This is a genomic window from Hydrogenophaga sp., assembly GCF_011390835.1.
Lineage (GTDB): Bacteria > Pseudomonadota > Gammaproteobacteria > Burkholderiales > Burkholderiaceae_C > Hydrogenophaga.
Genome location: NZ_JAABRQ010000012.1, coordinates 34787 through 45940, shown reverse-complemented (window position 1 = coordinate 45940; position 11154 = coordinate 34787). Strand labels below are relative to the sequence as shown.

Annotated in this window: 12 protein-coding genes; 7 read left to right on the top strand and 5 right to left on the bottom strand. The window is 66.2% G+C overall.

Features of this window, described 5'->3' with window-relative positions; genetic code table 11:
- Positions 1-8: 8 nt before the first annotated feature.
- The 5 genes from GPT34_RS09005 to GPT34_RS08985 form a co-directional block, all read right to left on the bottom strand.
- On the bottom strand, positions 9-494 hold the full coding sequence (locus tag GPT34_RS09005; protein ID WP_291011280.1) for a type VI secretion system tube protein Hcp: 486 nt from the start codon (positions 492-494) through the stop codon (positions 9-11).
- Between the two features lie 27 nt (positions 495-521).
- Positions 522-1148, bottom strand: a complete 627-nt coding sequence (locus GPT34_RS09000) for a hypothetical protein (protein WP_291011278.1) — start codon at positions 1146-1148, stop codon at positions 522-524.
- A gap of 229 nt (positions 1149-1377) precedes the next feature.
- Positions 1378-2946, bottom strand: coding sequence for a cryptochrome/photolyase family protein (locus GPT34_RS08995; RefSeq protein WP_291011277.1), 1569 nt, complete (start codon positions 2944-2946; stop codon positions 1378-1380).
- The gene (locus tag GPT34_RS08990) at positions 2943-3140 is read right to left on the bottom strand and encodes a DUF2256 domain-containing protein (protein ID WP_291011275.1); all 198 of its coding nucleotides are present in this window, start codon (positions 3138-3140) and stop codon (positions 2943-2945) included. The genes GPT34_RS08995 and GPT34_RS08990 overlap by 4 nt, the downstream gene beginning before the upstream one ends.
- Complete coding sequence (locus GPT34_RS08985) at positions 3137-4141, bottom strand: cobalamin B12-binding domain-containing protein (protein ID WP_291011274.1); 1005 nt, start codon at positions 4139-4141, stop codon at positions 3137-3139. The genes GPT34_RS08990 and GPT34_RS08985 overlap by 4 nt, the downstream gene beginning before the upstream one ends.
- Before the next feature lie 43 nt (positions 4142-4184).
- On the opposite strand from GPT34_RS08985, the gene GPT34_RS08980 reads away from it, so the two are divergent.
- The 7 genes from GPT34_RS08980 to GPT34_RS08950 all read left to right on the top strand — a co-directional run bounded on the left by GPT34_RS08980 (position 4185) and on the right by GPT34_RS08950 (position 11134).
- Positions 4185-4820 (top strand): glutathione peroxidase, encoded by a 636-nt coding sequence (locus GPT34_RS08980; protein ID WP_291011271.1) that lies wholly within the window; start codon positions 4185-4187, stop codon positions 4818-4820.
- 282 nt (positions 4821-5102) lie between these two features.
- On the top strand, positions 5103-6515 hold the full coding sequence (locus GPT34_RS08975) for an FAD-dependent oxidoreductase (RefSeq protein WP_291011268.1): 1413 nt from the start codon (positions 5103-5105) through the stop codon (positions 6513-6515).
- Positions 6512-7339: a DUF1365 domain-containing protein gene (locus GPT34_RS08970; RefSeq protein ID WP_291011265.1), complete on the top strand. Its 828-nt coding sequence runs from the start codon at positions 6512-6514 to the stop codon at positions 7337-7339. Before GPT34_RS08975 ends, GPT34_RS08970 begins: the two co-directional genes overlap by 4 nt.
- 42 nt (positions 7340-7381) lie before the next feature.
- Complete coding sequence (locus GPT34_RS08965; RefSeq protein WP_291011262.1) at positions 7382-8611, top strand: cyclopropane-fatty-acyl-phospholipid synthase family protein; 1230 nt, start codon at positions 7382-7384, stop codon at positions 8609-8611.
- Between the two features lie 20 nt (positions 8612-8631).
- A complete protein-coding gene (locus GPT34_RS08960; RefSeq protein ID WP_291011260.1) occupies positions 8632-9237 on the top strand; it encodes a chalcone isomerase family protein in 606 nt (201 codons plus the stop codon).
- Entirely contained in the window at positions 9234-10595 is a 1362-nt protein-coding gene (locus tag GPT34_RS08955; RefSeq protein WP_291011258.1) for an MFS transporter, read from the top strand. The genes GPT34_RS08960 and GPT34_RS08955 overlap by 4 nt, the downstream gene beginning before the upstream one ends.
- Positions 10592-11134, top strand: a complete 543-nt coding sequence (locus GPT34_RS08950) for a DUF3833 domain-containing protein (protein WP_291011255.1) — start codon at positions 10592-10594, stop codon at positions 11132-11134. The genes GPT34_RS08955 and GPT34_RS08950 overlap by 4 nt, the downstream gene beginning before the upstream one ends.
- Positions 11135-11154: the final 20 nt, after the last annotated feature.

Here is an 11154-nt window from a genome sequence, read left to right as displayed (position 1 = left end):
GGCAACGATCAGGCGTCCACGTCGTTGTTGTGCAAAAACACATCTCCAGAAACCCACTCCAAGGACACGAAACCCAGAACCATCTCGATGTCTTCCATGGGTGGCAAGTTGCTGGCTTCAGTCGATAAGGTATCCGGCAATCGCAGCGTGCTCTTTGTCACCCGACTACCGGTGAACCCCAACGTGAACACATGCTCGGTGCTTCCATCTTCAGGGTTCGGTCGAAACCAGCGAAACTCCCCGACCATCACCGAGTTTTGCGCCAGTGATTGGCGCAAGGAGGGAGTTGCTCGATCCAAGCGCTTGCTGAATTTCAAAGGGGTATAAATCGTCCGTCCGGTCGCCCGCAGGGACGCTCGATCAAACGGCCTGAAAAGCGTCTGCTCAAGAGAAAGCACCTCGATCGTGTTCTCTCGGCCCAGGCTGGACACGGTGCTGTCGCCCGGGATGTTTTCACCGTTGCTGCTGATCGTGAGCGAGATCGATTCGGCCATGGCGCACCTCTTTCTGTGGGTCGGGGGTCAGCGTTTCGTCGTGCGGCGCAGCGGCACGCTGCCCAGGAAACGGCGGTTGAGAATGGACGGGTCCAGCGGCTGCTCGCGCTGCGCTGCCTCGGCGTAATAGCCGCGCAGGCCTTCGGTTGTGACCGGTTCGGTGGTGATGAAGCTGAGCACACGACCCAGCGTGTAGACGCCACCGAGCTGCTGTGGCGATTTGAGGCGGCGGCGCGCCAGCAGGGCTTCGCCGCAGCGCAGCAGCGCGTGCCAGACCAGCTCGGTGGCGGGTTGGGCCCAGCGCTTGGCGAGCACGGCGTTGCCGCGCGGGCGGTCTTCGGCGACGGCGGTGAGGCTAGCTTCGTTGGGTGAGGCGCCGATCTTGAAAGCGAACAGCAGGCGCGCGTCGCCCGTCTGGTCGCTGAGCACAGCGAGTTCGACGAACACAAACCCGGGCGCGAACCTCACCACCGTGGAGCCCGGGAAAACCAGTAGCTCGCTCTCGGCGTCGCGCCAGACCACGGGCTGTTTCGCGTCGGGTCCACCGAGCTGGGCGGCTAGAAGGCCAGGCGCATCGGTCTCACGCAGGTCCATCACGAAGAGCTGGCTCTTGGCCAGTTCGCGCAGTTTCAGGACCTCAGGCGAGATGGGCATCAGCCGCCCCTGGATGTCGGGGAGCGGCTGCACCAGCCTTGGGATCGTGTCATCAACATGGGCTCCCCCTCTGTTGCGAGGTGGGCCCAGCGGGACGTCTTGCGCGCCCCTAAATGCGTCCACCTGGATCAAGCGGTTGAATCGGTAACCGTGATTTATTTCAAACCAGTATTGACCCCAGACCTGTTGAAGGCAAGGCCGAGTGTGTGAAGAAATGCAACCCCTGCGCTCAGAGCGCGTCGATGCGAGTCAGTACCTGCTGTGCATGTTCACGCAGCGCAGTACGATCGTCATCCCCCAAGCGGGTGAGGTTGCGCACCATGAGCGCGGTGCGCGGGTTGGCCTTTAGCTCGGCCTCGTGCTGGTCGAGGAAGTACCAGTACAGCGTGGTGATCGGGCAGGCCTGGGAACCGGTGCGTTCTGCGGGCTGGTAGCGGCAGCCAGCGCAGTGGTTGCTCATGCGGGCAATGTACTGACCGCTGGCGATGTAGGGCTTGCTGGTAAAGCGTCCGCCATCGGCATAGAGCGCCATGCCGGCCACGTTGGGCAGCTCGACCCATTCGATCGCGTCCACGTAGACCGCGAGATACCAGTCGGCGACCTGCGCCGGATCGATCTGCGCCAGCAGCGCAAACTGACCGGTGACCATCAGGCGCTGGATGTGATGGGCGTAGCCATGCTTCAGCGTCTGGGTGATGGTGTCGCGAAGACAAGCCATCTGGGTCTCACCAGTCCAGTACCAGCGCGGCAGCTTGCGGGTGTGGCCAAAGTGGTTGGCGGTTTTCAGTCCCGGCATCTGCTGCCAGTACACGCCGCGGATGAACTCGCGCCAGCCCAGCACCTGGCGGACAAAGCCTTCGACGCTGGCCAGCGGCAGCGCCTGTGCACCTCGCTGGTGGTGCGCTGCCTCCACCGCGTCGATGACTTCGCGCGGGTGGATCAGGTGCAGGTTGAGCGCCACCGACAGCAGCGAGTGCCAGCCATACGGCGTGTCGTTCCACATCGCATCTTGATAGGGGCCAAAGCCGAGCAGGCGTTCGTCGATGAAGTGGTGCAGTGCGGCCAGGCCTTGCGCACGCGTGACGGGCCAGCCGAAGTGATCGAGTAATCCGGGGTGATCGGGAAAACGTTCGCACACCAGCGCGATCACCTCCTGGGTGATGTCGTCGGGTTCAAACCGGGCCGGCTCGGGGATGGCACCCGGACCAGCCTTGGGGTAGGCGCGGCGGTTATCGGTATCGAAGTTCCATTGGCCTCCAAGCGGCTCATCGCCCGCCATGAGCACGCGGTGCTCGCGCCGCATCGCGCGGTAGAAGTGCTCCATGCGCCATTCCTTGCGGCCGCGCACCCAGTCGGCAAAGCTCGCACGGCTGCAAAGAAAGTGGACGTCTTCACACCAGGTCAGCGGCACACCGGCTGCTTGTGCCACGGCTTCGATGTCCTGTTGCAGTCGCCATTCGCCTGGCTCGCAGACCCACAGGGCTTGGGGCTGCAACGCATCGATGGCCAAGGCTAACCGCTCGGCCAGCGTGTCGGCGGCGCATCGAGACTCGTCCAGCGCAAGGTAGGTCAGCGGCAGGCCGGCTTGTTGCAGCTCATCGCTGAAGTGGCGCATCGCCGAGAGAAACACGGCGATGCGCGCGCGGTGGCTCCAGACGCCGGTGGATTCGCCCGCAGCCTCGATCATCAGCACCCGGTCTTGCACGGGATCGACATCTGCCAGCGCCGGGTTGCCGAGCCAGAGCTGGTCGCCAAGCACCAGCACCAGGCGACGCACGCGCGAAGCCAGCTCGCTCATGCCGGCGCAGAGCTTCGGGGCGCTTGCGACCGGCAGCGGTCGCTGCAGTACTTCACCTGCGCCCAGTTGCGCGCCCAGGCCTTGCGCCAGCTCATCGGACGGCCGCAGACCAGACAGGGTTTGCTCGGCAGCGCCGCTTTGTTGCCCTTGAAGCCTGCCGCGCCCCGCTGAAGATCGTCTCCACGCGGTTTCATGTCTGGGGTTCTGCGACCGGGGCTTCGTATTGCCGGTCGCCGCTCCGCCAGCGCGCCACGCCCACCGGGATGTCGTCCAGCCGGGCCATGTGCCAGTGGCCTTCCAGGCGAAGACCGCCTCGGCCTCGACCGTTGCCGATCAAGGCCGGGCACTGGCCTCCGGTCCAGAGGTCTCGCTCGGACGGTAGCTGCCGGCGCAGTTGGGTGAGCGCGGCCCGCACGTCGCGGGGATTGAGCGCCGCGCTGAAACCCAGGGCCACCACATCGGCGCGACAGGCCTGCGCGGCAGAGACGATTTCGGTCAGCGGTGTCTGCACGCCCAGCGCCAGGGTTTCGCAACCCTCCAGCGACATCACGCACTCGGCCATGAGAAGGCCCAGGCTGTGCGACTCCCCGGGCACCGTGGTGAGCAAAACACGCGGCGGCGCCGCAGGACGGGCTGCGCCCAGCTGAGCAAGCGCCTGGCGCAGCACTTGCTGCACCACCTCGGAATACAGGTGTTCCTCAAAGATGGCGAGCTGCCCCTCGAGCCAGGATTGACCCACCATCACGTTCACCGGCGTGATGCCATCGCGCACCAGGCGCGCGAGACCGTGGGTCAGCAGGTATTGCTCCATGGCGGTGCGCAGACCGCGCGCGTCGTGCTGGCGCAGCAGCGCCATCCAGGGCGCTACATGGGACGGCGCCTCCCGCATCAACGCGGCGTCGACCGGCCGGCCGGGTCGGGCTGCCGGCTCGTCAACGCCCTTGGTGGGCTCGGCCTGAAGGGACAACAATGCGTCGAGCGGCAGCGGTACGATCTGGCCGGCCCGAAAGCCGGCATCGAGGAGACGCCGCAGGTGGCGCAGGCGCAGCACTTGGTCGTCGTCGTAGCGGCGCTCACCGACCGGATCGCGCGTCGGATTGGGAAAGCCATAGCGCCGCTCCCAGACCCGCAAGGTGTCTTTGGACAGACCGGTATCCCGCTCCACATCGGCGATGGCGTGGCTTGAACTTGTCATGGACAAATGATTCAATCGTTCTCTTTATTATGGAGCGCGCCTCATGATTTCGTGGTTTGTCCAAGCAACACTTTCGACTCTTCGCCACCTGCGCCCTCACCGGGGCGTGATCTCGGCGCTGCTGGCTCTGGCTGGGCTGGCGCTGGTTCCAAGCGCACAGGCCCAGCCGGCTGGCGCGGCCGCCCCGGGCACCGCCTGCCCAACGCTGCTGCAGCACACGCTGCCCCGCCTGCAAGACGAAAAGCCGCAATCGCTTTGTCAGTACGCCGGGCGCGCGGTGCTGGTGGTCAACACCGCGAGCTACTGCGGCTTCACCGGCCAGTACAAAGGCCTGGAAGCCTTGCACCAGCGGTACCAGGCGCGCGGGCTGGTGGTGCTGGGGTTCCCCGCCAACGACTTCGGGCGCCAGGAGCCCGGCAGCAACGCGGCGATTGCCGACTTCTGCGAAAACACCTTCGGGGTGCAATTCCCCATGTTCAGCAAAATCCAGGTAGTGGGGCGCAACGCCCACCCGCTGTACCAAGAGCTGGCCCAGCGCACCGGGGAACGACCGGGCTGGAATTTTCACAAGTACCTGATCGCCCGGGACGGCACGACCGTGCGCAGCTACCCCAGCGCGCTGGACCCCAATGACCCTGGTTTGATCAGGGACATTGAAAAAATCATCTCGCCCAAATAGTGACTGATTAGTCACAATCAGACTATTCGGTGCATAATCCTACGATCCACTCTTGTTTCCCCCCAGCCGACTCAGGGCCATGATGACCAATTTGCCTCGGAACTTTTCTGCCCCACCGGCTCTCCATGACAACAACGTTTTTGAACTGCGAAGCCTTCAAGCCTTTCGGGGCCTGACTGAAATCCCGGGGCGCTTCTCCTCCTCCTCCCTCCCTCCCTCGTTCGCGTCGGGGCGCTTCGCAGTCTTTTGTATCTCGGGCCACTCGGCCCCCCGGGTCTGAGCATGTACGCAGACCCCAAGCTGCCCAGCCCAGGCTCCACTCACTCGATGCCCCGCGTGGCCATCGTCGGCTCCGGCATCGCCGGGCTGGCTGCGGCCCACACGCTGCAAGGCTTGGCCCACATCACCCTGTTTGAGGCAGGCGACTATTTCGGCGGCCACACCCACACGGTGGACATGACGTTGCCCGACGCCCAGGGCCAGCCTGTGACCTTCGGTGTGGACACTGGCTTTCTGGTGCTCAACGAACGCACCTACCCCAACCTGCTTGCGCTGTTCGACCGCCTGGACGTGCCGATCGCCAAGTCCGACATGTCGTTCTCCGTCAAGGCCCCGGGCGCCGGGCGCGGCGGGCAGGCGCTGGAATGGAGCGGCTCAGATCTCTCCACCGTGTTCGCTCAGCGGGGAAACCTGGCCAACCCGCGCTTCTGGCGCATGCTGACCGACATCGTGCGCTTCAACCGCATCACCTCCCGGCTGGCGCAGCAGGGCGTTGACCTGCGTCCCGACAGCCCGCTGCTGCAGCCCCTGGGCGATTTCCTGCGCCAACAGCGCTTTTCCGACGAATTCCGCGACTGGTATTTCCTGCCCATGATGGGTTGCATCTGGAGCTGCCCAACCGACCAGATGCTGGCCTTCCCGGTCGCCACCATGGTGCGCTTCTGCCACAACCACGGCCTGATCCAGATCACCAACCGACCGCAGTGGTACACGGTGGCAGGTGGCGCGCGACAGTATGTGGAGAAGATCACCGCGAACATCGCCGACAAGCGCCTGAACACGCCGGTGCAGCAGGTGCTGCGCGACGAGCAGGGCGTGCGCGTCGTCACACGCGGCCAGGTCGAGCGCTTCGACGCCATCGTCATGGCCTGCCACAGCGACCAGGCCCTGGACATCCTGGGTCACGATGCCACCGCCGCCGAGCGCGACGTGCTGGGTGCCATTCGCTACCAGCCCAACCAGGCCGTGCTGCACACCGACGCTTCGGTGCTGCCCGCCAACCCGCGCGCCTGGGCCGCCTGGAACTACGAACGCGCGCCCTCGGCCGACCGCGAGAGCGCCCAGGTCTGCCTGCACTACCTGCTCAATCGCCTGCAACCCCTGCCGGTGCCCCAGCCAGTGGTGGTCTCGCTCAACCCGCAGGGCGAGATCGCGCCCGATCAGGTCGTGGGTCGCTACGAATACGCCCACCCGGTGTTCGACCTCGCTGCCATCCGCGCGCAAGCGCAGTTGCCCGCGCTGCAAGGGCGCCAGCACACCTGGTTTGCAGGCGCCTGGGCCGGTTACGGCTTCCACGAAGACGGCCTGAAGTCGGGCCTGCAGGCCGCACGCCACCTGATGCAGACGCACCACATGGTCAGTGCCACGGACGACGCCACCGCGCGCCGCGCCGCCTTGCCCGGGGTATTTGCTTGACCCAGGGCCAGGCACCCACCCCAGCCGTCGCACAGATCGGTTTTGGACAAGTGCGCCACACGCGGCACCGCCCCCGCCACCATGCGTTTGCCTACCCCACCTACTTCCTGATGCTGCCGCTGCGCAGCCTCAAGGCCCATGGCAATGGCGCCCTGGCGCGCAACCGGCGAGCCACGCTCGCCTTCCACGACCGCGACCACGGCGACGGCCGCGGCGACTGTCTGGACTGGATCGATGGCTTGCTGCAGCAGCATGGCGTCACCGATGCCCAGGGCGAAGTCTGGCTGCACACCTACCCGCGCGTGCTGGGCTACAGCTTCAGGCCGGTGAGCTTCTGGTATTGCCACCGCAGCGACGGCTCGCTGCGCGCGGTGGTGGCCGAAGTCAACAACACCTTTGGTGAACGCCACTGCTACCTGCTCGACGCACCACACTACGGCGTCCCCTGCACCGCCAGCAAGGTGTTCCATGTGTCGCCGTTCTGTCCCGTGCGCGGCCACTACCGCTTCGTCTTCATGCGCACCGAGGCCGATGCGTCGGCCAACGCCGTGGCTCGCACCGTGGCGCGCATCGACTACTTCGACCAGGACGGGTCAGACGTGCTCATCAACACCAGCGTGAGCGGCAGCTTGTTGCCGCTGGATGCGCGCAGCACCCGGCGCGCGCTCTTTCGCTACCCGGCCATGACCTTCGGCGTGATCGCCCGCATCCACTGGCAGGCTCTGCACCTGTGGATCAAGAAGGCGCCGTTTTTCCGCCAACCCGCGCCGCCGGCCGATTTCGTGACCGCGGCCCACGCCCCGGACCCGGCGCAAATGCGCTGAGTGTCTTCTTTCATCCGTTTCGTCAGACCTGCCCACAAGCCCATGACCTCTTCGACCGCCCAACGCCACCCCGCTGGATTCGATCTGCCCCGCAACGCACCGGCCGCCGCGCGCACCATCCTGCAGATGCTGCAGCGCCTGCGCCACGGCAGCCTCACGCTGCAACTGCCCGATGGCAGTATCCAGCGCTTCGGCGACGGCCAGGGCCCGGCTGCCAGCATGAGTTGGCACAACTGGAATGTGTGCAGTGCGGCGCTGAAGTCGGGTGACATCGGCTTTGCCGAAACCTACATTGCCCGCGACTGGCACACGCCCGACCTCACCGACCTGCTGCGCCTCTTCATCACCAACCGGCGCGACATCGAAGACATGGTCTACGGCTCCTGGCTGGGCCGCTTGGCCTACCGCGTGCGCCACCTGCTCAACCGCAACTCAAAAACCAATAGCCGCAAGAACATCCACGCCCACTACGACCTGGGCAACGCCTTCTACGAGCTGTGGCTGGACGACACGATGAACTACTCGTCGGCCTGGTTCGAGACACCAGAGCAAAGCATGGGCGACGCCCAGCGCGCCAAGGTGCGGCGCGCGCTGCGCATGGCCGGCGTGAAAGCGGGCGACCGTGTGCTGGAGATCGGCTGCGGCTGGGGTGCGCTGGCCGAGCTGGGCGCCACCGAGTTCGACGCCACCGTGACCGGCGTGACGCTCTCCACCGAACAACTGGCGTTTGCGCAGCAGCGCATGGCCAAGCTCGGCGTCACCGACCAAGCCGACCTGCGTTTGCAGGACTATCGCGACATCCAGGACGGCCCCTTCGACGCCATCTGCTCGATCGAAATGGTCGAGGCCGTGGGGCAGGCGTACTGGCCCACCTACTTCCAGGCGGTGGAAAAGCTGCTCAAGCCCGGCGGTCAGGCCTGCATCCAGAGCATCGTGATCGACGACGCGCTGTTTGACCGTTACCTCAAGAGCACCGATTTCATCCAGCAGTACGTGTTCCCCGGTGGCTGCCTGCCCAGCCCCTCGCGCTTTCACGCCGAAGCCGAGCGCGCCGGTCTGCAGGTGGTCGACCAGTTTGCCTTTGGCCCTGACTACGCGCGCACGCTTCAACTCTGGCGCGATGCCTTCCTGCAGCAGCAGGAGCGCGTGTTGCAGCTCGGCTTCGACCAGCGTTTTCTGCGCATCTGGGAGTTTTACCTGGCCTACTGCGAAGCCGCCTTTGCCGAAGGCAACATCGATGTTGTGCAGTTCACCTTGCGCAAGCCAGGTTGAACTGCCTCAGGAGAAGCCACATGACCCGAGCCCGCACAACGTTCATCGTTGCCCGTCCTGCCGCGCCTTTCACCGCGCTCGCCGCCGCGAGCCTGCTGGCGCTGGCGGCCTTGGCGCTGGCCCTGCCCGCACGCGCCAACACGCCCGAGCCGGTGCTCACTGAGGCGCTGCAAGGCAAGCAGGTGGTGGGCAACGCGCGCCTGCGGGTCTGGGGTTTCGAGGTCTACGACGCGCGCCTGTTCGCCTCGCCCGGCTTTGACAGCACCCAATTCGGCCAGCAGCCATTTGCCCTGGAGCTGCAGTACCTGCGCAATTTCAAAGGTGCCGAGATCGCCAAACGGTCGATCGACGAGATGCGCGATCTGGAAACCATCGCGCCCGATCTGGCCACCCAATGGCAGGCCGCCATGCGCGCGCTGTTTCCCGATGTGAAGAAGGGCGACCGCATCACCGGCGTGCACACGCCGGGTCGGGGCGCCGCCTTCTACCTGAATGACCGCCTGCTGGGCGAGGTGGCGGACGACCGCTTCTCGCGCCTCTTCTTCGGCATCTGGCTCTCGCCTAAAACCTCGCAACCCGCGATGCGCGAGACCTTGCTGCAACGCGTGAGCGCGCGCGCGCCATGAACGCATCCGCACCGGTGAGCGAGCCAGCGGCCCGGTTCATCGGTGCGGGCGCCTGGCGCCACGGCTTGGGCTACGGCCTGCTCGGCCTGCCGCTGGCCTTTGTGGCGCTGCCGCTTTACGTCATCCTGCCCAACCACTATGCGCGCGAGTTCGCTGCGCCGCTGGCCGCGCTGGGCGCCGTGCTGCTGGGCGCGCGCCTGGTCGACGCCGTGCTCGACCCCATCATCGGCCGCTGGTGCGACCGCCTGTTTGCGCGCTCGATCGGCGCGGTGCTGGGCGCTGCGGCGGTTTCGGCGGTGGTGCTGGCGCTGGGCCTGTGGGGCCTGCTGTTCCCGCCCGCCGCGGTGCAGGCCGCCGGCATGGCCGCGCTGCTGGGCTGGGCCGGCGCGGTCATGGCCGTCACCTACACCGCCTACAGCGTGGTCAGCGTGGCGCACCAGGCCTGGGGCGCGCGGCTGGGCGGCAATGAGGCGCAGCGCAGCCGCGTGGTCGCTTGGCGCGAGGCGCTGGCGCTGGTGGGCGTGCTGGTGGCCGCGGTGCTGCCGGGCACGCTGGGCCTGGGCGTGACGGTGTCCACCTTTGCGGTGTTGCTCACGCTGGGCTGGTGGGCCTGGAGTCGCTCAGTGCGGCCCGTGAACACCCATCCTGCTAACAAGCCCGACGCCTCGGCCACTGCCCTGCCCTCGTTGTCGCCGCTGCGCCAGCCCGCATTCCAGAAGCTACTGGCCGTGTTTGTGCTCAACGGCACCGCCAGCGCCATACCGGCGACCCTGGTGCTGTTTTTTGTGCAAGACCGGCTGCAGGCCACGCCCGCGCAGGAGCCGGCCTTCCTCGCGATCTACTTTCTGTTTGCTGCGCTCTCCATCCCGTTGTGGGTGCGCGCGGTGAGCCGCTTCGGGCTGGCGCGCACCTGGCTGGCCGGCATGGCGCTGGCGGTCGCGGTGTTCGTGTGGACCGCCACGCTGGGCACGGGTGACATCGTGCCGTTCCTGATCGTGTGCGCGCTCTCGGGCATCGCGGTCGGCACCGACCTGGCCTTGCCCGGCGCAATGCTGGCCGGCGTGATCGGTCGGCTCGGCGAGCGTGGCCAGCGAGAAGGCGCCTACTTCGGCTGGTGGAGCTTCGCCGCCAAGCTCAACCTGGCGCTCGCCGCCGGCCTCGCACTGCCGTTGCTGGCCTGGTTTGGCTACACGCCTGGCGCGCGCGATGCGCAAGCCCTGTGGACCCTCACCTTCGCCTACTGCCTGCTGCCTTGCGCCCTCAAGCTGCTGGCGGGCGGTGCCCTATACACCCTGGTCATCCGCCCTGAACAGCGCGCGGCCAGCCCTCTCTCTGCCTCCCTGAAAGTCCCCTCATGATGCAACGACGACTCTTGCTCGGCGCCGGCCTGGCGGGTGCAGCCGCCCTCACCGGTTGTGCCGGCCCGCAGATCTCCGACTACGCCGGTCAGAAACCCGAACTGGATCTGCGCCAGTACTTCAACGGCACGCTCGACGCGTACGGCGTCTTTCTGGACCGCTCCGGCACGGTGGCGCGCCGCTTCACCGTGGTGATGAACTGCAGCTGGAATGGCGCCGACGGTGTGCTCGATGAAGATTTCATCTACTCGGACGGTGAGAAACAAAAGCGCATCTGGCGCATGAAGTACCTCGGCGAAGGCCGCTACAGCGGCACCGCGGACGACGTGGTCGGCACCGCCTTCGGCCAGACTGCGGGCAATGCGTTCCGCTGGGGTTACACGCTGTCGCTGCCGGTCGACGGCAAGGTGTACGAGGTGCAGTTCGACGACTGGATGTACCTGATGGACGATCGCGTCATGCTCAACAAGGCCATGATGAGCAAGTTCGGCATCTACTTGGGCGAAGTGCAACTCACCTTCGTCAAGCGCCATGTGTGAGGATGCACCCATGACCGCAC

What these genes read in the sequence shown, in the direction of transcription:
- GPT34_RS08995 (WP_291011277.1), bottom strand. Translation starts at nt 2,946, where the DNA reads ATGAGCGAGCTGGCTTCGCGCGTGCGTCGCCTGGTGCTGGTGCTTGGC.
- GPT34_RS08955 (WP_291011258.1), top strand. Translation starts at nt 9,234, where the DNA reads ATGAACGCATCCGCACCGGTGAGCGAGCCAGCGGCCCGGTTCATCGGT.
- GPT34_RS09005 (WP_291011280.1), bottom strand. Translation starts at nt 494, where the DNA reads ATGGCCGAATCGATCTCGCTCACGATCAGCAGCAACGGTGAAAACATC.
- GPT34_RS09000 (WP_291011278.1), bottom strand. Translation starts at nt 1,148, where the DNA reads ATGCCCATCTCGCCTGAGGTCCTGAAACTGCGCGAACTGGCCAAGAGC.
- GPT34_RS08950 (WP_291011255.1), top strand. Translation starts at nt 10,592, where the DNA reads ATGATGCAACGACGACTCTTGCTCGGCGCCGGCCTGGCGGGTGCAGCC.
- GPT34_RS08960 (WP_291011260.1), top strand. Translation starts at nt 8,632, where the DNA reads ATGACCCGAGCCCGCACAACGTTCATCGTTGCCCGTCCTGCCGCGCCT.
- GPT34_RS08975 (WP_291011268.1), top strand. Translation starts at nt 5,103, where the DNA reads ATGTACGCAGACCCCAAGCTGCCCAGCCCAGGCTCCACTCACTCGATG.
- GPT34_RS08985 (WP_291011274.1), bottom strand. Translation starts at nt 4,141, where the DNA reads ATGACAAGTTCAAGCCACGCCATCGCCGATGTGGAGCGGGATACCGGT.
- GPT34_RS08965 (WP_291011262.1), top strand. Translation starts at nt 7,382, where the DNA reads ATGACCTCTTCGACCGCCCAACGCCACCCCGCTGGATTCGATCTGCCC.
- GPT34_RS08990 (WP_291011275.1), bottom strand. Translation starts at nt 3,140, where the DNA reads ATGAAACCGCGTGGAGACGATCTTCAGCGGGGCGCGGCAGGCTTCAAG.
- GPT34_RS08980 (WP_291011271.1), top strand. Translation starts at nt 4,185, where the DNA reads ATGATTTCGTGGTTTGTCCAAGCAACACTTTCGACTCTTCGCCACCTG.